At 40.6% G+C, this 23082-nt stretch carries 17 protein-coding genes; 11 read left to right on the top strand and 6 right to left on the bottom strand.

From position 1 onward, the window contains the following. Window positions 1-14: 14 nt before the first annotated feature. The 4 genes from atpA to HT696_RS07710 all read left to right on the top strand — a co-directional run bounded on the left by atpA (window position 15) and on the right by HT696_RS07710 (window position 4336). Window positions 15-1520 carry a F0F1 ATP synthase subunit alpha gene (gene atpA, locus HT696_RS07725; protein ID WP_173229432.1) on the top strand — a complete coding sequence of 502 codons (1506 nt, stop codon included), beginning with the start codon at window positions 15-17 and terminating at the stop codon, window positions 1518-1520. 15 nt (window positions 1521-1535) lie between these two features. Continuing rightward, window positions 1536-2414, top strand: coding sequence for a F0F1 ATP synthase subunit gamma (locus HT696_RS07720; RefSeq protein WP_173282865.1), 879 nt, complete (start codon window positions 1536-1538; stop codon window positions 2412-2414). A gap of 85 nt (window positions 2415-2499) precedes the next feature. Further along, complete coding sequence (atpD, locus tag HT696_RS07715; RefSeq protein ID WP_000094360.1) at window positions 2500-3906, top strand: F0F1 ATP synthase subunit beta; 1407 nt, start codon at window positions 2500-2502, stop codon at window positions 3904-3906. A gap of 10 nt (window positions 3907-3916) precedes the next feature. Continuing rightward, entirely contained in the window at window positions 3917-4336 is a 420-nt protein-coding gene (locus HT696_RS07710; RefSeq protein WP_000068041.1) for a F0F1 ATP synthase subunit epsilon, read from the top strand. A 160-nt stretch (window positions 4337-4496) separates the two neighbouring features. On the opposite strand, the gene HT696_RS07705 is transcribed toward HT696_RS07710, so the two are convergent. Further along, the gene (locus HT696_RS07705) at window positions 4497-5510 is read right to left on the bottom strand and encodes a lactonase family protein (protein WP_112444241.1); all 1014 of its coding nucleotides are present in this window, start codon (window positions 5508-5510) and stop codon (window positions 4497-4499) included. Window positions 5511-5706: 196 nt separating this feature from the next. Between HT696_RS07705 and HT696_RS07700 the strand changes: the two genes are divergently transcribed. The 6 genes from HT696_RS07700 (at window position 5707) to HT696_RS07675 (ending at window position 12567) form a co-directional block, all read left to right on the top strand. Beyond that, window positions 5707-7683, top strand: a complete 1977-nt coding sequence (locus HT696_RS07700) for a peptide ABC transporter substrate-binding protein (RefSeq protein ID WP_173282864.1) — start codon at window positions 5707-5709, stop codon at window positions 7681-7683. Between the two features lie 223 nt (window positions 7684-7906). Continuing rightward, complete coding sequence (locus tag HT696_RS07695; protein WP_173253537.1) at window positions 7907-9073, top strand: AI-2E family transporter; 1167 nt, start codon at window positions 7907-7909, stop codon at window positions 9071-9073. Beyond that, window positions 9063-10292, top strand: coding sequence for a tetratricopeptide repeat protein (locus HT696_RS07690; protein ID WP_173282863.1), 1230 nt, complete (start codon window positions 9063-9065; stop codon window positions 10290-10292). Before HT696_RS07695 ends, HT696_RS07690 begins: the two co-directional genes overlap by 11 nt. 145 nt (window positions 10293-10437) lie before the next feature. After that, window positions 10438-11079, top strand: a complete 642-nt coding sequence (locus HT696_RS07685; protein WP_031222863.1) for an amino acid ABC transporter permease — start codon at window positions 10438-10440, stop codon at window positions 11077-11079. A gap of 9 nt (window positions 11080-11088) precedes the next feature. Beyond that, on the top strand, window positions 11089-11718 hold the full coding sequence (locus tag HT696_RS07680; RefSeq protein ID WP_173253535.1) for an amino acid ABC transporter ATP-binding protein: 630 nt from the start codon (window positions 11089-11091) through the stop codon (window positions 11716-11718). 12 nt (window positions 11719-11730) lie between these two features. Then, entirely contained in the window at window positions 11731-12567 is an 837-nt protein-coding gene (locus tag HT696_RS07675; protein ID WP_173253534.1) for an amino acid ABC transporter substrate-binding protein, read from the top strand. A gap of 277 nt (window positions 12568-12844) precedes the next feature. On the opposite strand, the gene HT696_RS07670 is transcribed toward HT696_RS07675, so the two are convergent. From HT696_RS07670 to HT696_RS07650, 5 genes are all read right to left on the bottom strand, one after another. Next, window positions 12845-13192, bottom strand: coding sequence for a thioredoxin (locus HT696_RS07670; RefSeq protein ID WP_138702464.1), 348 nt, complete (start codon window positions 13190-13192; stop codon window positions 12845-12847). Between the two features lie 110 nt (window positions 13193-13302). Beyond that, window positions 13303-15021 (bottom strand): phospho-sugar mutase, encoded by a 1719-nt coding sequence (locus HT696_RS07665; protein WP_173282862.1) that lies wholly within the window; start codon window positions 15019-15021, stop codon window positions 13303-13305. 295 nt (window positions 15022-15316) lie between these two features. After that, a complete protein-coding gene (locus tag HT696_RS07660; RefSeq protein ID WP_173249580.1) occupies window positions 15317-16219 on the bottom strand; it encodes an Rpn family recombination-promoting nuclease/putative transposase in 903 nt (300 codons plus the stop codon). 210 nt (window positions 16220-16429) lie between these two features. After that, the gene (locus HT696_RS07655; protein ID WP_173218070.1) at window positions 16430-17377 is read right to left on the bottom strand and encodes an Rpn family recombination-promoting nuclease/putative transposase; all 948 of its coding nucleotides are present in this window, start codon (window positions 17375-17377) and stop codon (window positions 16430-16432) included. Between the two features lie 191 nt (window positions 17378-17568). Beyond that, window positions 17569-18480, bottom strand: coding sequence for an Rpn family recombination-promoting nuclease/putative transposase (locus HT696_RS07650; RefSeq protein WP_173282861.1), 912 nt, complete (start codon window positions 18478-18480; stop codon window positions 17569-17571). A gap of 445 nt (window positions 18481-18925) precedes the next feature. On the opposite strand from HT696_RS07650, the gene HT696_RS07645 reads away from it, so the two are divergent. Beyond that, a partial coding sequence (locus HT696_RS07645; protein ID WP_173283508.1) for a YSIRK-type signal peptide-containing protein occupies window positions 18926-23082 on the top strand: 4157 nt, incomplete at its 3' end.

The raw sequence follows: 23082 nt of genomic DNA, 5'->3' as shown, positions 1-23082 counted from the left end.
AAAGTGGTGTTCTTTTGGCAATTAACGCACAAGAAATCAGCGCTTTAATTAAGCAACAAATTGAAAATTTCAAACCCAATTTTGATGTGACTGAAACAGGTGTTGTAACCTATATCGGGGACGGTATCGCGCGTGCTCACGGCCTTGAAAATGCCATGAGTGGAGAGTTGTTGATTTTTGAAAACGGCTCTTATGGTATGGCTCAAAACTTGGAGTCAACAGACGTTGGTATTATCATCCTAGGTGACTTTACAGATATCCGTGAAGGCGATACAATCCGCCGTACAGGTAAAATCATGGAAGTCCCAGTAGGTGAAAGTCTGATTGGTCGTGTTGTGGATCCACTTGGTCGTCCGGTTGATGGTCTGGGAGAAATCCACACTGATAAAACTCGTCCAGTAGAAGCGCCAGCTCCTGGTGTCATGCAACGTAAGTCAGTCTCAGAACCATTGCAAACTGGTTTGAAAGCTATTGACGCCCTTGTACCGATTGGTCGTGGTCAACGTGAGTTGATTATCGGTGACCGTCAGACAGGGAAAACAACCATTGCGATTGATACAATCTTGAACCAAAAAGATCAAGATATGATCTGTATCTATGTCGCAATTGGACAAAAAGAATCAACAGTTCGTACGCAAGTAGAAACACTTCGTCAGTACGGTGCCTTGGACTACACAATCGTTGTGACAGCCTCTGCTTCACAACCATCTCCATTGCTCTTCCTAGCTCCTTATGCTGGGGTTGCCATGGCGGAAGAATTTATGTACCAAGGGAAGCATGTTTTGATCGTTTATGATGATCTTTCAAAACAAGCGGTAGCTTATCGTGAACTGTCTCTCTTGCTTCGTCGTCCTCCAGGTCGTGAAGCCTTCCCAGGGGATGTTTTCTACCTTCACAGCCGTTTGCTTGAGCGCTCAGCTAAAGTTTCTGATGAACTTGGTGGTGGATCTATTACAGCCCTACCATTTATCGAGACACAAGCAGGAGATATCTCTGCCTATATCGCAACCAACGTGATTTCAATCACTGATGGACAAATCTTCCTTGGTGATGGTCTCTTCAATGCGGGTATTCGTCCAGCCATCGATGCGGGTTCATCTGTATCACGTGTAGGTGGTTCTGCACAAATCAAAGCCATGAAGAAGGTTGCTGGTACACTTCGTATCGACCTTGCTTCATACCGTGAGTTGGAAGCCTTCACTAAGTTTGGTTCTGACTTGGATGCGGCAACACAGGCTAAATTGAACCGTGGACGTCGTACCGTTGAGGTCTTGAAACAACCTGTTCACAAACCATTACCTGTTGAGAAACAAGTAACCATTCTCTATGCTTTGACACATGGTTTCTTGGATACTGTTCCAGTAGATGATATTGTTCGTTTTGAGGAAGAGTTCCATGCCTTCTTTGATGCTCAACATCCAGAGATTTTAGAAACCATTCGTGATACAAAAGACTTGCCAGAAGAAGCAGTCTTGGATGCTGCGATTACAGAGTTTCTCAATCAAACCAGCTTCCAATAAGAATAGAGGTGTCAGATGGCAGTATCTCTAAATGATATTAAAACAAAAATCGCCTCAACAAAAAATACGAGTCAAATCACTAATGCCATGCAAATGGTATCGGCTGCTAAGCTTGGTCGCTCTGAAGAAGCAGCTCGCAACTTCCAAGTTTACGCTCAGAAGGTTCGCAAGCTCTTGACAGATATCCTTCATGGTAATGGAGCTGGTGGTTCAACTAATCCCATGTTGATTAGTCGTCCTGTGAAGAAGACAGGCTACATCGTCATCACTTCAGACCGCGGTTTGGTTGGAGGGTATAATTCTTCTATTCTGAAAGCCGTTATGGAGTTGAAAGAAGAATACCACCCAGACGGTACAGGTTTTGAAATGATCTGTATCGGTGGAATGGGAGCTGATTTCTTTAAGGCTCGTGGTATTCAACCACTTTATGAATTACGTGGCTTGACGGATCAGCCTAGCTTTGATCAAGTTCGTAAGATTATTTCAAAAACTGTTGAAATGTACCAAAATGAACTCTTTGATGAGCTTTATGTTTGCTACAACCACCATGTCAATACGCTAACCAGTCAAATGCGTGTGGAACAAATGCTTCCGATTGTTGACTTGGATCCAAATGAAGCGGATGAAGAATATAGCTTGACCTTTGAATTGGAAACCAGCCGAGAAGAAATTTTGGAGCAATTGTTGCCACAGTTTGCAGAAAGTATGATTTACGGTGCCATTATCGATGCCAAGACAGCTGAGAATGCTGCTGGTATGACAGCCATGCAAACAGCGACTGATAATGCTAAGAAAGTCATCAATGATTTGACAATTCAGTATAACCGTGCCAGACAGGCGGCGATTACACAAGAAATTACAGAAATCGTAGCAGGAGCTAGTGCCTTAGAATAGGCTCTAGTCCAGCTCGTATGAAAATGAACTTAGGACCTAGTTGAGCTAGGAGCCGACAGTATCTTATATAGAATAGGAGAAGGAGATGAGTTCAGGTAAAATTGCTCAGGTTATCGGTCCCGTTGTAGACGTCTTGTTTGCAGCAGGGGAAAAACTTCCTGAGATTAACAATGCACTTGTCGTCTACAAAAATGACGAAAGAAAAACAAAAATCGTCCTTGAAGTAGCCTTGGAGTTGGGAGATGGTATGGTCCGTACTATCGCCATGGAATCAACAGATGGCTTGACTCGTGGAATGGAAGTATTGGACACAGGTCGTCCAATCTCTGTACCAGTAGGTAAAGAAACTTTGGGACGTGTCTTCAACGTTTTGGGAGATACCATTGACTTGGAAGCTCCTTTTACAGAAGACGCAGAGCGTCAGCCAATTCATAAAAAAGCTCCAACTTTTGATGAGTTGTCTACCTCTTCTGAAATCCTTGAAACAGGGATTAAGGTTATCGACCTTCTTGCCCCTTACCTTAAAGGTGGTAAGGTTGGACTTTTTGGTGGTGCCGGAGTTGGTAAAACCGTCTTAATCCAAGAATTGATTCACAACATTGCCCAAGAACACGGTGGTATTTCAGTATTTACTGGTGTTGGGGAACGTACTCGTGAGGGGAATGACCTTTACTGGGAAATGAAAGAATCAGGCGTTATCGAGAAAACAGCCATGGTATTTGGTCAGATGAATGAGCCACCAGGAGCACGTATGCGTGTTGCCCTTACTGGTTTGACAATTGCTGAATACTTCCGTGATGTAGAAGGCCAAGATGTGCTTCTCTTTATTGATAATATCTTCCGTTTCACTCAGGCTGGTTCAGAAGTATCTGCCCTTTTGGGTCGTATGCCATCAGCCGTTGGTTACCAACCAACACTTGCTACGGAAATGGGTCAATTGCAAGAACGTATTACATCAACCAAGAAGGGTTCTGTAACCTCTATCCAGGCTATCTATGTGCCAGCGGATGACTATACTGACCCTGCGCCAGCAACAGCCTTTGCTCACTTAGATTCAACAACTAACTTGGAACGTAAGTTGGTACAATTGGGTATTTATCCAGCCGTTGACCCACTTGCTTCAAGTTCACGTGCCTTGGCACCTGAAATCGTTGGAGAAGAGCACTATGCAGTTGCTGCTGAAGTAAAACGCGTTCTCCAACGTTACCATGAATTGCAAGATATCATTGCTATCCTTGGTATGGATGAGCTTTCTGATGAAGAAAAGACCTTGGTTGCACGTGCCCGTCGTATCCAGTTCTTCTTGTCACAAAACTTCAACGTTGCAGAACAATTTACTGGTCAGCCAGGTTCTTATGTTCCAGTTGCTGAAACTGTACGTGGCTTTAAGGAAATCCTTGATGGTAAATACGACCACTTGCCAGAAGATGCCTTCCGTGGTGTAGGTTCTATCGAAGATGTGATTGCAAAAGCTGAAAAAATGGGATTTTAAGAGGTGATCTATGGCTCAGTTAACTGTCCAGATCGTGACACCAGATGGTCTCGTCTATGATCACCATGCCAGCTATGTATCGGTTCGAACTCTGGATGGTGAGATGGGGATCTTGCCACGACATGAAAATATGATTGCGGTTTTAGCAGTTGATGAAGTAAAGGTAAAACGTATTGATGATGAAGATCACGTGAACTGGATTGCAGTAAACGGCGGTGTTATTGAAATTGCCAATGATATGATTACAATCGTCGCTGACTCTGCAGAACGTGCTCGTGATATCGATATCAGTCGTGCAGAACGTGCCAAACTTCGTGCAGAACGTGCAATTGAAGAAGCACAAGACAAACACTTGATTGACCAAGAACGTCGTGCGAAGATTGCACTGCAACGTGCCATTAACCGTATAAATGTCGGAAATAGACTATAAGAAAAAAATGAACTTGAAAATTCCAAGTTCATTTTTTTATGGTGTTTTATACTCAATAAAAATCAAAAAGCAAACATAGGAAGTTAGCCATAGGTTGCTCAAAACACAGTTTTGAGGTTGTGGATAGANNGACGTGGTTTGAAGAGATTTTTGAAGAGTATTAAGGAGCAAAACGGATGCAGACCGCTTCTGGAACATGGAAGTCGTTGGAGAGTTCTGCTAGACGACCATTGTCACAATTACGTTTAAAGACAGTTGCATTGTCAGAGTCTTGGTGGACAGCAATGAGAAATTTTTGGTCTGGTGTCAAATCAAAATCACGTGGGGTCTGACCATGTGTTGGAACGATTTCTAGCAACTCTAAGCTACCATCCGTAAGGATGGTATATACTGCGATAGAATCATGACCACGGTTAGAAGCGTAGAGGTATTTACCATCTTTTGAGAGACGAATAGCAGCAGTTCCATTAAAGCCTTCGTAAGCTTCTGGTAAAGTTGAAATAACTTGCATGCGTTCAAATTCACCAACGCCATCGTAGATTAAAACCTCGATAGTACTATTGAGTTCACAAATGAGATAAGCGATTTTATAGTGGTTATGGAAAACGATATGACGAGAACCAGCTCCAGGAATACTATTGTAGGTATAGAGTTTAGATAATTTCCCTTCTTGATCAAGGTCATAGGTGATGACTTGGTCAGTTCCCAAGTCACAAGTCACTAGATAGTGGTCAGGTGTTAAATCTGTATAGTGAACATGAGGAGATGCTTGATTTTCATGTGGACCTTGGCCCCTGTGTTGATCTACATCACTAAGTAGAAGACGACCATCTTCCTGACGTTTATAAACAAGGACCTGTCCTTTGTGGTAGTTGGCTGCGTAAACCAAATCACGCTTTTCATCAACAGCAACATAACAGTGGGGGGCTCCCTCCTCAACAACATGATTTAACAAAGTCCCGTCAGTTTGATAGGCTGCAATTCCCCCCTTATCGTCTTGACTACCAACGGTGTATAAATGTTGGTGCTGGTCAAAGGCAAGGTAGGTTGGACTTGGCTCAGCTGCAAAAAGTTCTAGATTTGAAAGCTGACCAGTTTCTGTATCAAAGTCTGCCTTGTAAATCCCTTGGGAAGTACGACGTGTGTAAGTTCCAAAATAAACAGTTTCTTTCATAACGTTACCTCTATATAAAGATAAGACTATTATATCACAAAAACAAGCCAATTAAAGACATCCAATTAGATGTAAGCACTTTAAAAAATAATTGATTGGTTTTTTGAAAAATATAATAATATCGAGATTGTTTTCCTTACTTTTCTTCTTAAAAGTGCTATAATGAATTCATAAAATGTTTAAAGGAGTCCTTAATATGAAAAAACGAGTTTTTCTAGCAGCTGGTGTAGCTATACTCTCGGCGGCTATGCTAGCAGCGTGTTCAACAGGTGGTAAAGATGCTACTAAACCTGTTACCTATACCTATGTCTTCTCTACAGACCCTACGACTCTGGATTATACAGTTTCTGGTAACAAGAGTACAAAACAGGTCACAGGGAACGTTATTGACGGTCTACTTGAAAATGACCAATATGGGAATCTGATTCCATCAGTTGCAGAAGATTGGACTGTTTCAAAAGATGGTTTGACCTATACCTATAAAATCCGTCAGGGTGTCAAATGGTATACCAATGAAGGCGAAGAGTATGGTGAAGTCAAAGCTCAGGACTTTGTAACTGGTCTGAAGCACGCAGCTGATAAGAAATCACAGGCTCTTTATCTGGTTCAAGACTCAGTTCAAGGTTTGGACGATTATGTCAATGGGAAAACAACAGATTTCTCTACTGTTGGTGTAAAAGCGACAGATGATTATACGGTTGTTTACACTTTGAATCATCCAGAATCTTTCTGGAATTCCAAGACAACAATGGGCGTTCTTGCCCCAATTAGCGAGGACTTTTTGGCTTCTAAAGGAGATGACTTTGGGAAGGCGACTGATGTAACAAGCATTCTTTATAATGGTGCTTACCTCCTCAAGGGATTGACATCTAAATCTTCCATTGAGATGACCAAAAATCAAAACTATTGGGATAAGCAAAATGTCTTTATTGATGATATTAAATTGTCTTTCTTTGATGGTCAGGATGCCGATTCTCTTGGACGAGGTTTTGATGAGGGACATTATCCAGCTGCTCCACTCTTTAAAAACTCTGCCAACTATGAACGTCTAAAAGAAAAGTACAAGGATAATATTGTATATGGTCAACAAAGAGGTGGCGTATTCTATATGTCTACTAATATTGATCGTGTAGCTTATAACCATACTGCTAAAACAAGTGATGCGGAAAAATCATCCACTAAAAAGGCTTTGTTGAATAAAGATTTCCGTCAATCCTTGGCTTTCGCAGCAGATCGTACGGCTGCAGTATCTCAAGTATTTGGGGACGAAGTGGCACCTCGTAAATTACGTACAAGTTTTACCCCTCCAACATTTGTCCAAGTTGGAGAACAGTCGTTTGGGCAAGTAGCTAAGGCAGAACTGGATAAGTTAGATAACGCTTGGAAAGACGTGAGTTTTGATGATGCACAAGATTCACTTCATAATGTAGACAAGGCTAAAGCTAAATTTGAAGTTGCTAAGAAAACACTTCAAGCCGATGGAGTACAGTTCCCCGTTCATTTAGACCTTCCAGTTTCCTCTACTCAGACAGATTTTATTCGTCAAGCCCAATCTTATAAACAATCCATTGAGGAAGCCTTAGGCTCTGAAAATATAGTGATTGACATTCAACAAGTTTCTGATGATGAATTGGGAAATATGACAGTATTTGCAACATCAACTGACAATATTGATTGGGATATCAATGTAAATAGTGGTTGGAGTCCTGATTATGCAGATCCATCAACCTATTTAGATGTATTTGATCCAACATCTGGTCCAACTCTTCTAGGAGCACTTGGTGTAGCACCAGGTACAGATAATCCGGCAATCAAAGCTGTTGGTTTAGATAAGTTTAAAGAGTTAATTACGGATGCTAGTGGTGAGAAAACAGATCTGCAAAAACGTTATTCTAAATATGCTAAAGCACAAGCTTGGTTAACAGATAGTGCCTTGGTTATTCCTGTATACTCAGATGGTGCCCAAATGCTAATAACGAAGAAAGTTCCAGGTAGCGGTGCAGATGGTTGGGTAGGTGATAAGACAAGTGAACACAGCTACAAGTACCAAAAATTACAAGACAAGATTGTAACGTCTAAAGAAATGGATGAGTTCCGTAAGAAATTTGCTGATGAAAAAGCCAAATCAAATGCTGATTATCAGAAGAACTTAGACCGTCATATTCAAGAATAATTGAATCTCCTCTTTTGAGGAGATTTTTTATGTCGCTGTCTCCATGTAATACTCAATGAAAATCAAAGAGCAAACTAGGAAGCTAGCCGCAGGCTGTACTTGAGTACGGCAAGGCGAAGCTGACGTGGTTTGAATTTGATTTTCGAAGAGTATAAGCACTTAAAAAAAGAGTTATTTTACTTCAAAAATGGTATAATGAGAGAACGATAGAAAGGAAGTATTTATGGAGCAAAAAGAGAAACATTTTAGCCTATCTTGGTTTTTTAAGTGGTTTTTAGATAACAAGGCCATTACGGTATTTTTAGTAACCTTATTATTGGGATTGAATCTTTTTATTTTAAGTAAGATTAGTTTTCTATTTTCACCTGTTTTAGACTTTTTAGCAGTTGTGATGTTGCCAGTCATTCTATCTGGTTTACTATACTATTTACTGAATCCTATTGTTGATTGGATGGAGAAGCGTAAGGTTAATCGCGTCATAGCCATCAGCATTGTCTTTGTCATCATAGCTCTCTTTATCATTTGGGGCTTGGCAGTCGCCATTCCAAATCTGCAACGTCAGGTTTTGACATTCGCAAGAAATGTACCAATCTATCTTGAAGATGCAGATAGGGTTATTGATGATTTGGTAACCAAGCGTTTACCAGATGATTTCAGGCCTCAGTTAGAACAAGTTTTGACAAACTTCTCTAGCCAGGCTACAGTTTGGGCAAGTAAGGTTTCATCTCAGGCAGTCAACTGGGTGAGCGCCTTTATTAGCGGGGCATCTCAAGTGATTGTTGCCTTGATTATCGTTCCTTTCATGCTCTTTTATCTCTTGCGTGATGGGAAAGACTTGCGTAACTATTTGACCCAATTCATGCCAACAAAATTGAAAGAACCTGTAGGACAAGTTTTGTCAGATGTGAATCAACAGTTGTCCAACTATGTTCGAGGGCAAGTGACAGTGGCTATTATTGTTGCAGTAATGTTTATGATCTTCTTCAAGATCATTGGTCTACGCTATGCGGTTACGCTGGGTGTTACTGCCGGTATTCTAAATCTGGTTCCTTATCTTGGTAGCTTCCTAGCCATGCTTCCTGCCTTAGTTCTGGGCTTGATTGCTGGTCCAGTCATGCTTTTGAAAGTAGTGATTGTCTTTATCGTAGAACAAACTATTGAAGGCCGTTTTGTCTCTCCATTGATTTTGGGAAGTCAATTAAACATCCATCCCATTAATGTTCTCTTTGTTTTGTTAACTTCAGGATCTATGTTTGGTATCTGGGGAGTTTTACTTGGTATTCCGGTTTATGCCTCTGCTAAGGTTGTCATTTCAGCCATTTTCGAATGGTATAAGGTAGTCAGTGGTCTATATGAATTAGAGGGCGAGGAAGTCAAGAGTGAACAATAGTCAACAGATGTTACAGGCTTTGGAGGAGCAAGATTTAGCCAAGGCAGAACATTATTTCGTCAAAGCTTTAGAAAATGATCCAAGTGACCTTCTGTATGAGTTGGCAACTTATCTTGAAGGGATTGGTTTTTATCCTCAGGCCAAGGAAATTTACCTGAAAATCGTAGAGGACTTTCCAGAGGTTCATCTTAATCTAGCAGCAATCGCTAGCGAGGATGGTCAAATAGAAGAAGCCTTTGCCTATCTAGAGGAAATCCAAGCTGACAGTGACTGGTATATTTCGGCTTTGGCGCTTAAAGCAGACCTTTACCAGCTGGAAGGTTTGACAGATGTGGCGCGTGAGAAATTATTGGAGGCCTTGACTTACTCAGAGGATCCTCTCTTGATATTGGGCTTAGCAGAGTTGGATAGTGAGTTGGAAAATTACCAAGAAGCTATTCAAGGCTATGCCCAGTTAGATAATCGTACTATTTATGAGCAAACAGGCATTTCTACCTATCAACGAATTGGCTTTGCCTATGCCCAGTTAGGGAAATTTGAAACGGCTACTGAGTTTTTAGAAAAAGCTCTGGAGTTAGAATACGATGACCTAACAGCTTTTGAGCTGGCCAGTCTTTACTTTGATCAAGAAGAATATCAAAAAGCCACCCTCTACTTTAAGCAGCTTGATACCATTTCTCCTGATTTTGAAGGATATGAGTATGGGTACAGTCAGGCCTTACATAAGGAACATCAAGTTCAAGAAGCCCTGCGTATCGCTAAGCAAGGCTTAGAGAAAAATCCCTTTGAAACTCGCCTCTTGCTAGCTGCTTCACAATTCTCTTATGAATTGCATGATGCTAGTGGGGCAGAAAATTATCTCCTTACTGCTAAAGAAGATGCTGAGGATACGGAAGAAATCTTACTCCGTCTAGCAACTATTTATCTGGAGCAGGAGCGTTATGAGGATATTATAGACTTGCAGAGCGAAGAGCCAGAAAATCTCTTGACCAAGTGGATGATTGCTCGTTCCTATCAAGAAATGGACGATTTGGATACTGCCTATGAGCTTTACCAAGAGTTGGCAGGAGATTTAAAGGACAATCCAGAGTTTCTGGAACACTATATCTACCTCTTGCGTGAATTGGGCTACTTTGAGGAAGCAAAAGTTAATGCACAAGCTTACTTAAAACTGATTCCAGATGATGTGCAAATGCAAGAACTGTTTGAGAGATTGTAAGAATGTTTAAACATATAGAACTGTAGTTTATCTCTTTTGATAGCTACGGTTTTTATTTGTATATGATAGAATTTTTTTACAAAAATGGTTGGTTATTTTGTTTATTCATGCTATAATAGGAACAATTACTTTTAGGAGGTGCAGTATGTCTTATTTATTTGAGATATTACCGAGTTTACTGAATGGTGCGAGCACGACTGTACAGGTCTTTGCACTGGTCTTGCTATTTTCGATTCCTTTGGGCGTTTTGATTGCCTTTGCCTTGCAAGTCCATTGGAAGCCCCTCCATTATCTGATTAACATTTACATCTGGGTTATGCGTGGCACCCCCTTACTCTTGCAACTGATTTTTATTTATTATGTGCTTCCAAGTATTGGGATTCGTTTAGACCGCCTTCCTGCTGCCATTATTGCCTTTGTTCTCAACTATGCAGCTTACTTTGCAGAAATTTTCCGTGGAGGAATTGACACTATTCCAAGAGGACAGTATGAGGCTGCCAAGGTCTTGAAGTTTAGTCCCTTTGCCACAGTGCGCTATATTATCTTGCCCCAAGTGACCAAGATCGTTCTTCCTAGTGTCTTTAATGAAGTTATGAGTTTGGTCAAGGATACTTCTTTGGTCTATGCTCTTGGAATTTCAGACCTTATCTTGGCTAGTCGAACAGCTGCCAACCGTGACGCCAGTCTGGTTCCCATGTTCTTGGCAGGAGCCATTTACTTGATTTTGATTGGGATTGTGACAATTATTTCTAAAAAAGTTGAGAAGAAGTATAGTTATTATAGATAGGAGGCTGCCATGTTAGAATTACGAAATATCAATAAGGGATTTGGTGAAAAGCAAATTTTATCTAATTTCAGTCTAAGTATTCCTGAAAAGCAAATCCTGGCTATCGTTGGGCCTTCCGGTGGCGGTAAGACAACTCTTTTACGTATGCTTGCGGGTCTTGAAACCATTGATTCAGGGCAAATCTTTTATAATGGACAACCTTTAGAGCTGGATGAATTGCAGAAGCGAAACCTACTGGGATTTGTCTTCCAAGATTTTCAACTGTTCCCTCATTTATCAGTTTTGGACAATTTGACTTTATCGCCTGTGAAGACCATGGGGATGAAGCAGGAAGAAGCTGAGAAGAAGGCGAGTGGACTCTTGGAACAGTTAGGACTGGCAGGGCATGCAGATGCCTATCCATTTTCATTATCTGGTGGGCAAAAGCAGCGGGTGGCTTTGGCGCGTGCTATGATGATTGACCCAGAAATCATTGGCTACGATGAACCAACTTCTGCCCTAGATCCAGAATTGCGCTTGGAAGTGGAAAAACTAATCTTGCAAAATAGGGAACTTGGGATGACCCAGATTGTGGTAACCCACGATTTGCAGTTCGCGGAAAATATCGCAGATGTATTATTGAAAGTAGAACCTAAATAGGAGGAAAAATGGATGAAAAAATGGATGCTTGTATTAGTCAGTCTGATGACTGCTTTGTTCTTAGTAGCTTGTGGGAAAAATACTAGCGAAACTAGTGGAGACAATTGGTCTAAGTACCAGTCTAACAAGTCTATTACTATTGGATTTGATAGCACTTTTGTTCCAATGGGATTTGCTCAGAAAGATGGTTCTTATGCAGGATTTGATATTGATTTAGCTACAGCTGTTTTTGAAAAATACGGAATTACAGTAAATTGGCAACCGATTGATTGGGATTTGAAAGAAGCTGAATTGACAAAAGGAACGATTGATCTGATTTGGAATGGCTATTCCGCTACAGACGAACGCCGTGAAAAGGTAGCTTTCAGTAACTCATATATGAAGAATGAGCAGGTATTGGTTACGAAGAAATCATCTGGTATCACGACTGCAAAGGATATGGCTGGAAAGACATTAGGAGCTCAAGCCGGTTCATCTGGTTATGCGGACTTTGAAGCAAACCCAGCGATTTTAAAGGATATTGTCGCTAATAAGGAAGCGAATCAATACCAAACCTTTAATGAAGCCTTGATTGATTTGAAAAACGATCGAATTGACGGTCTATTGATTGACCGTGTCTATGCAAACTATTATTTAGAAGCAGAAGGTGTTTTAAACGATTATAATGTCTTTACAGTTGGACTAGAAACAGAAGCTTTTGCGGTTGGAGCCCGTAAGGAAGATACAACTCTGGTTAAGAAGATAAATGAAGCTTTTTCTAGTCTTTACAAGGACGGCAAGTTCCAAGAAATCAGCCAAAAATGGTTTGGAGAAGATGTAGCAACCAAAGAAGTAAAAGAAGGACAGTAAGATAAAATAGTGGCTGAGACTGCGTTTTGATTAGCAAAACGTAGTTTTTTTGTAATCTAGGAAAACGATAATAGCGATTGAATCTGGATAATTGAATATGGAATAGCCCACTGTGATTTCTAAACCATTGTTAAAAATTGATTTGACTTCCAAAATTAAAATGTGCTGTAACGAAACGCTGATGTAACTGTTTTAGGAACAATAAAACGCATAATATCAAGGTTTTTGCACCTTACATTATGCGTTTTTGTGATTTTAAGACTTGTTAGCTGATTTTTTACAATCCTGCGAAATCTTTGATTTCTTGTGCTGACATTGAAGAGTCGCAACGGACATTGATTTGTCCATCTGCAACGTGAACAAATCCTGGTACAGTTGGGATTCCGTAGCGTGAGCGGAATGCTTGCAATTCATTGAGTTGGCTTGGTTCTTCACTATTGATGAAGTAAATGTGAGCTTTGGTTTCAGCTACGACACCAGCCAATGTACCTGCAAATTTACGGCAGTAAGGGCAAGTTTTGCGACCGATAAAGAAAGTTGCAGTTTCTTTTTTATCAAGAGCTTCTTGCGCACGCGCAACTGTAGTGACTTCAAGGTCTTTGATGTTATCTAAAAATTGTTCCATGAGATTACCTCGCTTTCATTTATAAGTCTAGTATGCCATAAAGTTTCTAAAATTGCTTAGATTTGATACGAAAAAAAGATGAGATTGGTTGGTCTCATCTTTTTAGGTCTTTATTTTACAAAAGCATTGATTTCTGCTTCGATATTAGCAATCTTAGCTTGTGATTCTTCGTTGGTTTCCCCTACAACTGCAATGTAGAACTTGATTTTTGGTTCTGTCCCTGAAGGGCGAACGGCAATCCATGAACCGTCAGCAAGTGTGTATTTCAACACATCACTTGGAGGAGTTGTCAAGTTTGTAACAGTTCCGTCAGCAGCAGTAGCAGTTTGTGCCTTGAAGTCTTCTACGACAGTGATAGCTGTTGCGTTCCATTCTTTTGGAGCATTATTACGGAATTTAGCCATAATCGCTTTGATTTGTTCAGCACCATCGACACCCGAAAGGGTAACAGAGATTGTTTTTTCTGCGTAGTAGCCGTATTCTTTGTAGATTTCTTCGATACCGTCAGCAAGGGTCAAACCACGTGAACGGTAGTAGGCAGCAAGTTCAGCAACGACAAGAACAGCTTGGATAGCATCTTTATCACGTACGAATGGTTTAATCAAGTAACCGAAGCTTTCTTCAAATCCCATCATGTAAGTGTGATTGTGTTTTTCTTCGAATTCTTGAATTTTTTCAGCGATAAATTTGAAACCTGTCAAAACGTTGAACATGCTTGCGCCGTAGCTTTCAGCAATCTTCGTTACCAAGTCAGTTGATACGATAGATTTGCAGAGCGCTGCATTTTCAGGAAGAGTTCCAGCGTTTTTGTGGGCTTCCAAGATGTATTTAGCCATGATAGCGCCGATTTGGTTACCTGATAGGTTAAGGTAGCTACCATCTTTTTGAAGAACTTCAACACCAACACGGTCAGCGTCTGGGTCAGTTGCCACAAGAACATCTGCACCAACTTGACGACCAAGTTCTTCAGCAAGGGCAAAGGCTGCTTGGCTTTCTGGGTTTGGAGATTTTACAGTTGAGAAGTCTGGATCAGCAGTTGCTTGCGCTTCAACAACTTGAACAGAGTCAAATCCTGCTTGGGCAAGAGCACGACGAGCCAACATTTCCCCAGTACCATGAAGTGGTGTGTAGACAATCTTCATGTCTTTACCAAATTCTTCAATCAAGGCTGGGTTGATGTTAACGTCCTTAACTTCTTTGAGGTATTCTACATCGACAGCTTCGCCGATGACTTCAATCAAGCCAGAAGATTTTTCAGCTTCCACATCAGCAACTTCAACTGCAAATGGGTTTTCGATTGCACGGATATAAGTAGTCAAAGCGTCCGCATCGTGTGGAGGCATTTGTCCACCGTCTTCACCGTAAACCTTGTAACCGTTAAATGGTGCAGGGTTATGGCTGGCTGTGACCATGATACCCGCGAAACAGTTGAGGTGACGAACTGCAAATGATAATTCTGGAGTTGGACGAAGGCTTTCAAATACGTAAGATTTGATGCCGTGTTTGGCAAGAACTGCCGCAGATTCAAAGGCAAACTCTGGTGAGAAGTGACGGCTATCGTAGGCGATTGCGACACCACGTTCTTTTTCGTTTCCACCTTTTGACTCAATCAAACGAGCCAATCCTTCAGTAGCTTGACGAACAACGTAGATGTTGATGCGATTTGTACCAGCACCAATCAAGCCACGCATCCCTGCAGTACCAAATTCAAGATTTGTATAGAAGGCATCTTCCTTAGTTTTTTCGTCCATATTTTCTAAATCTTGACGAAGGTAGTCGGGAAGCTCCGCAAAATCAACCCATTTCTGGTAATTTTCTTGGTAAGACATTCAAATTCTCCTTTATTTTTAAAACATTTAATCAGTTTGATTATATCATTTTTTTTAGTTTTAGTAAAACCTTATCTGCTTCTAAAATCTCTTCAAACCAGGTCAGATTGAATTTGGGGTTTATATGATGTTGAGTCTAGGAAAAATTCAATCTCAGTAAAAAAGTAAGTCTTCTCATAATAAAACATTGATACCAAACGTTTTATTATGAGAAGACTTTTACCCAGCATCTTTAATCTGTGATTAGACGTTTAGTTTTAAGAATGCCATCTTTACTAGATGGTTTTCTTGACCGTTATTGGTGATAATCTTCCAGCAAGGCTTCAAACTCAGATACTGACATACCCAGCTGTTGGCTGGCAAATTCAGTGCTTAATACATGTTGGCGAACTAGATTTGCTAACATAGCGAAACCGCCTTCTGCACGCCCTCTCTCCAACCCTTTCTCCTCAGCTTGTTCCAAAGCATAGTCCTGTGCTAACAAGGCTTGTTCTTCACGCATACGTAGTTGACTAAACATCTTCCTGTCCTCCTCGGACCAGCTCTTATAGTCCAGCAGTTGGTCTGCCTGGCTGATGGCTCGCTCTGGTTGTTGGGTAAAGGGCTTGTTGCCGAAAAACTCCAACCACGGCTTGCGAACCTCGTCTTTGCTGGTTTCTCTGTATTTTTTAAGTTCTAAGAAAGCCATCTTAACCAGATGGTTTTCTTGACCGTTATTTGTGATGGTTAAGACTTCACCTGTCGTGTCCTCGCGCATGCTAAAGCTATGAAAAGCTAAGTCATCTGAGAAGTAGTTGCTGTCCACAATTGCGATAGCGTATACTGGTGCGATGTGTTTATAGCTCTGGTGTGTATCACCTTCTCGTTGGCGAATTTTTTCAAGGTTTTGATTGACCTGACTGCACAGGTAAGCCCACAGGCGATTGATGAAAAAATTCTGATGATGCACCTGAATCTCAATGATAACTTGAGTGCCATTGTCCAACTCCGCTAACACATCTATACTGGTATAGAAATCCTGCGCCGAGTAGGGCAGGGAAGGCAAGACATGAATGTTACTTCCCTCCAAAATGGTCACATTTTTGGCTGGTAAATCCAGCATATCGCGAATAAATTGACAAGTGATTTCTGGATTACTAAAAATCTTTTTAGCAACCAAGTCATTAGTTGGGCTAATGCCCGGATGACGTAAGGTCATATTCTTTCTCCTTTCATTATAGCACATTTTTTAATCTAATTTGCTAGATTCTATGCTTCTATCTATTTATTCGGAAAAGAAAGGGAAAAGTTCAAACTTTCCTGAAAATAGCAATACATTAAGTAAAAAAAGATAGCCAAACTCTTTCTATCAAGAAATTTAGCTATCTTTTTTAGGTTGTTTTAAGATTGCATAACGCTTACAGATTTCTCACTTATGTTCTTCCAGCAGTGCCTCAAACTCAGCCACAGTCATGCCTAATTGCTGGCTGGCTACCTCAGAAGTCAGAAGACCTTGGCGGACCATATCTAGGAAGGCAAAAAGTTTTCCACGTTCAAGTCCTTGTTCTAAACCTTTTTCGATGCCCTGTTCAATCCCCTCTGCGCGACCACGCTCCAAGCCCTTTTCCTCAGCTTGTTCCAAAGCATAGTCCTGTGCTAACAATGCCTGTTCTTCTCGCATACGTAGTTGACTAAACATTTTCCTGTCCTCCTCGGACCAGCTCTTGTAGTCCAGCAGTTGGTCTGCCTGGCTGATGGCTCGCTCTGGTTGTTGGGTAAAGGGTTTATTCCCAAAAAACTCCAACCAGGGCTTGCGAACCTTGTCTTTGCTGGTTTCTCTATATTTTTTTAGTTCTAAGAAAGCCATCTTAACCAGATGATGTTCCTGTCCGTTATTGGTAATGGTTAAAACCTCACCTGTCGTGTCCTCTCGCATACTAAAGCTATGAAAAGCCAAGTCATCTGAGAAGTAGTTGCTGTCCACAATTGCAATGGCGTAAACAGGAGCGATATGCTTGTAACTCTGGTGGGTGTCACCTTCACGTTGACGAATTTTTTCTAGATTTTGATTGACCTGACTGCACAGATAAGCCCATAAACGATTAATGAAAAAATTCTGATGATGTACCTGAATCTCAATAATTACTTGAGTACCGTTGTCCAACTCCGCCAAGACGTCTATACTAGTGTAAAAATCCTGAACTGAGTAAGGCATGGAAGGCAAGACGTGAATATTGCTTCCCTCTAAAATGGTCACATTTTTGGCTGGCAAGTCCAGCATATCGCGAATAAATTGACAAGTGATTTCTGGATTGCTAAAAATCTTCTTAGCAACCAAATCGTTAGTTGGGCTAATGCCCGGATGTCTTAGAATCATCCTTTTCCTCCTTTTATTATAGCACATTTTTTAATCTAGGTTTGCTAGATTCTCTGCTTCTATCTATTTATTCGGAAAAGAAAGTGAAAAGTTCAAACTTTCCTAACAAAAAAGATAGCCAAACTCTTTACATCAAGAAATTTAGCTATCCTTTTTAGTTGTTTTTGTATCGTGTAATATTTACAGATTTCTCACTTATGTTCTTTCAACAGTGCCTCAAACTCAGCCACAGTCATACCCAGCTGTTGGCTGGCAAATTCAGTGCTTAATACATGTTGGCGAACTAGATTTGCTAACATTGCGAAACCGCCTTCAGCTCGCCCACGCTCTAGTCCCCGCTCCAAACCCTTTTCTTCAGCTTGTTCCAAGGCATAGTCCTGCGCTAACAAGGCTTGTTCTTCGCGCATACGTAGTTGACTAAACATTTTCCTGTCCTCCTCGGACCAGCTCTTGTAGTCTAGCAGTTGGTCTGCTTGGCTGATGGCTCGCTCGGGTTGCTGGGTAAAGGGTTTATTCCCGAAAAACTCCAACCAGGGTTTGCGAACCTCGTCTTTGCTGGTTTCTCTATATTTTTTTAATTCCAAGAATGCCATCTTGACTAGATGGTTTTCTTGTCCATTGTTTGTGATGGTTAAAACCTCACCTGTCGTATCCTCTCGCATACTAAAGCTATGAAAAGCTAAGTCATCTGAGAAGTAGTTGCTGTCCACAATTGCAATGGCATAAACGGGGGCGATGTGTTTATAGCTCTGATGAGTATCACCTTCTCGTTGGCGAATTTTTTCAAGATTTTGATTGACCTGACTACACAGATACGCCCACAGGCGATTGATGAAAAAATTCTGATGATGTACCTGAATCTCAATGATAACCTGTGTCCCATTATCTAGTTCAGCCAAAACATCTATACTGGTATAGAAATCTTGTGCTGAATAGGGCAAGGAAGGCAAGACGTGAATATTGCTCCCCTCCAAAATGGTCACATTTTTTGCTGGCAAGTCCAGCATATCGCGAATAAATTGACAAGTGATTTCTGGGTTGCTGAAAATCTTCTTAGCAACCAAGTCATTGGTCGGGCTAATGCCCGGATGACGTACAGTCATATTTCTTCTCCTTTCATTATAGCACATTTTTTAATCTAGGCTCACTAGATTCGATGCTTCTATCTATTTATTCGGAAAAAGTAGAAAAAGAGTAGAAAAAATGTCAAATTGTCTCATTTTTAAAGAAATAAGTGTAAAAGTTAATGGAAATCCAAAAGCAAGCTGGAAAGGTCTCAAAGCACAGCGCTGAGCTTGCTGATAAAAGGAAGTAAGTCCATAAGATGCACACGACAAGGCAAGGATGATGAGGCTTCATCTTTGGTGTTGGCTTACTGATGAGGGACTCCTAACCTAGCTTTGGTCTCAGTAAAAAGAGTCATCTATCTCCTAGTCTTCCATTCAAAAAATTTGAAATTTCAAGCCGACTGGTGTATAATATATTCATGAATTGTATTCTATTATATAGGAAGTAATAGGGCACAATATATATATATGGAGTGTAAGAATGAATCATCCAGAAAAACAATTAAAATATAGTATTCGGAAAGTGAGTGTCGGTGCGGCCAGTGTTGTCATTGGGGCGCTCTATCTTTTGATGGGAGCTGGGATTGCTCATGCTGAGGGTGTGGACTCAGATAAGGGAGCTGAGAGGACTGCAAGCTCGGTAGATCCAGGACAGCCTGGAACTGGAGAGCCAGAAAACAAGACTGACCTCAGTCATACTGATGCAGCAGCTAGCACCTATAATGCTCCAGTAGCTGACAATCCGCTAGTAACTCCAGAAGGTGCCAAACCTCGTACTCGTGGTAAAAGAGAATTAGCTGATGGGGACGCAAGTAATCCATCGAATGGAGCTACAGGAACTGAATCAGAGCCGACTTCTGGAAATGAGGGAGGTTCAGACCCAGCAGATACTGATCCAGATTTACTGGATGCCAATCGTAAGGGTGACGTAGTAAAAGACGATCAGCCTGGGGTACGTGTGCCTAAGGCTGGAGAAAAGGGTGCGGATGATAAGAATGCCAATCTAACATTTGATGATCCTGGCGAAGATGCTACAGTTGAAGAAATGTGGAAGATTATCCAGAATATGCCGGATGACTTCCAAAACAACGAGCGTTCATACTTGAGAAACATGGATACTCTTGGGGATGCGCTTAGATTTAAAAACGGCAAAGTCAGTGAAGATGCAGACGGCGTGAAATTACAAGATGGTGAAATTCGTGAAATAGACAGTTTCGGTGGTTGGCGTGCTATCAACAAAGAGGGACATGCGGGTAAATTTGCCATCGGTAAGAAAAATGCGCAGGGTTACTTTACTGGTTGGTACATTGACAAAGATGGCAAACGTCAAGAAGGGGGAATGCTTGGTTCTAATGCCCTTGACCAAATCTTTCTTCACGAACAAGCCCTAGATCGTCGTTTTAATTACATGTTGATGCTTGCCAAAGGACGCACTATCGCCAACAGAACTGATAAAGCACAAGATGGCACTACGTTTAATATAAAGACACCAAATAATTCGGAGAACAAAGCTAATCTTGCTGCCTTACCTGTAAAAGAGAAGGAAGATATTCTCCAACACGCGCCCAATATTGAGGGATTCAATGGAATAGAAAAAACCTTCACGGCCTTTTCGACGGCATATGGAAGTCGTTTGAAAATCGAGTTTGTAACAGGATATATCTCAGACTTTGAAGGGTCGAAAGGGACTTATCGTATCGTTGTTAAAGCGATTAAAAAGAATCAAACTGAAGAAACTGTCTATGACCACACTATCAACCGAATTGACGGAGTAGTGGAGAATGAAGAACGCTATGCACAAGGTGTTAATTTAAGTAGGGTTAATAACCTAATTAAGAATTTGTTGAAAGATGAATACGGTAGAAAAGTCAATACTATTGCGAATGACAAATTTAAGAAAAAATATCCATCTATAGCTGCCCAAAAAAAAAATAAAGAAGAACTAGCCGCTTTGAAAGAGGAAGCTAAGCAAGAACTCGCTAAAAAGGGGGAAGTTACATACGAGCTACCGATAGATAAGGATGAATTAAAGGAAGTAAAAACTAAATTTAAAGAGGGAAGTGTTTTTACAGTTTCATATGCAACTGTAGCCAATAAACTCAATAATGAATTAAAGAACATAACGGATAGGGAACTTCAAAAAAACTCTCCAACATGGATGAACTCCAGTGAAGAAAATCCAGACAAAACAGTAAAAAGTAAAGACCCAGATCGCGTCTATAAATTATTAGATTTTGTATTACCGACTGCGAAAAAAATTATCTATCATGCAGATACAGACCAATTAGAACTCCAAACAGATCCAGAAAAAGTAACAAAACATCGTGAAGAGTTAAAGGCTAGACTAGCAGCTAAAGAAGCAGAACGAGAAAATGCTAATGAAGATAAAAAAATTGAATTAAACAAAGAAATCTCTGCCTTAAAATCTGCCATTGGATCCACAAATGCCTATACTTACACGGAAGCAAGAAACGGTAGTAAAGAAGTGAGAATCCTTGGTTCACACATGGAAGCGACTAAACAACCTCCAACAACTGAGATGTCGGAAGCTGACTATACAAAATATGGTACTAATGAAAGTGCTGCGAAATATCGTTCGAAGGGTGAAGATGGTCTTGCAGTATTCACCGCCGCCTTTGTTGAAAAAAATAACGTTACACGTTCAAATGTGCTAGCTGATGCTGAATTATCAAAAAAAATAACTGAGGAAATTGGTGGCGATAAGGACAAACTAGGTAAAGGTGGCTACTTCTCAACAGGAGATATTCCATTGGATAAAGATGTCGTAGCCTACAAGATACAAGTGTTTGCTGAAAACGAAAAACGTGTCGGTGTTAATATGCAAAGTCCAAGACTTCAATATAACCTACCGATCCTAGCCGATTTCTCAGTAATCCAAGATACAGTAGAACCGTCAAAAGAAGTCTCAAGACGTATTATTACTAAATTAAAAGAAAAAGGTAAGATTACTGAAGAAGAAGAGAAAAAAATTAAAGACAAAATTGACAAGAGTAAGAAGACGTCTGAATTAAGATCGGCTATGTCTGGAAATGTGAAAGTTCGCTATGTTGATGAACAGGGACAAGATATACCACTACCTGATGAAGAAGTTAAAAAAGTCGGAGAAAAATCTGAGAATGGTACCTATTTCGTAGAAAAAGAAGTTCTTATTGGGACAAGCTACAATGTAACAAGTAAGCAATTACGTGGAATTAACACAGGTGAGAAAAAATACCGTCTAAAAAGATCATTAAATAATGGTCTATCTAATGATTCAGCAGCTGTCACAGGTGAAGTGACTTCAGCTGATAAGGTTGTAACATTTGTCTATGAAGAAGGGGAAGCCACCAAAGCAAAAGCAGTTGTTCATGTGATGAAACAATCTGCTGATAATAGCGTGACAGAATTACCAGAACATAAGATTAACCTCGAAACAGAAGTAGGTGAAGAATTCCCATCAACAGACGTTGATGCCAAAGTTTCTGCCTTGAAAAAAGCAGGTTATGAGATTGTCAGCAATACTTTTACAAATGGAACACCAGAGTCAAGAAAAGGTGATGACCAAGAGGATCTAGACGGAAAAGAGCCAACGCAGTCTTATACTATTACAGTACAAGAGCGTACAAAAGAAGTAACAGAACCGCCAACTCCAAATGATCCAGTCGACCCAGAAATTCCAGATGGACCAAAATGGCCAGAAACAGGATTAAAAGAGTCAGATCTTAAAAAAGAAGTAACACGTACAATTAATTACTTTAAGAAAGAAACTGCGGATGGACCAGAAGAGCCAAGTGGAAAAGCCCCAGTAACACAAACAGCCCACTTCACAAGAAAAGCAAGCTATAACGTAGTTACAGGAGCAATCACATACGGAAATTGGGAAAGTACGGATAATACCTTAACGGCTGTACCAACAGAGAAATTAGAAGGGTATATTGCAGATAGAGCTTCTGTAGAAGAAGTAACTGTGCCAGATACTTCAGGAAATATCACTGAAAAAGTGGTGTACACGAAATTAGGAAGTTGGGTACCAAATCTACCAGAAGGTGTAAAACCACCAGAAGGAACGGATATGACACCAAAACCATATCCAAATAATCCAAACGATCCAACTAAACCTGGAACACCAGTATATCCTGAACCAGGACAACCAATCCCACCTGGCACACCAGTAATTCCATATGTACCTGGATATACACCAAAAATCGGAGATAAACCGTTAGAACCAGTTGATCCAAATAATCCAGAAAATGGATACAAGGTGCCACCAGTGCCAACAGAACCTGGAACAAACACAGATATTACGTACGTGGCAGATCCACAAAAAGCTGTAGTTAAAGTATTCAATACAACAACTGGAACAGATGTAGAATTACCAGCTGAGAAAGTAAGTATTGATAACGGAACAACTGATTCAGCAATTCCAACTGATTCAGTAACAGCTAAGATTGCAGACTTAGAAAAACGTGGATATGTAGTTGAAAATAAAGATTTATTAAATAATCAAAAATTTGATAACGAAAAAGATCCAACAGATGGAGATCCAACACAAGTATTCAACTTGAAAGTACATGAAAAACTTGTACCAGTAACACCGCCAACACCAGAAAAACCACTTGAACCTGGAAAACCAATTGA

Source organism: Streptococcus sp. 9903 (assembly GCF_013276625.1).
Classification (GTDB): Bacteria; Bacillota; Bacilli; order Lactobacillales; family Streptococcaceae; genus Streptococcus.
This window is presented reverse-complemented; position numbering and strand designations above follow the sequence as displayed.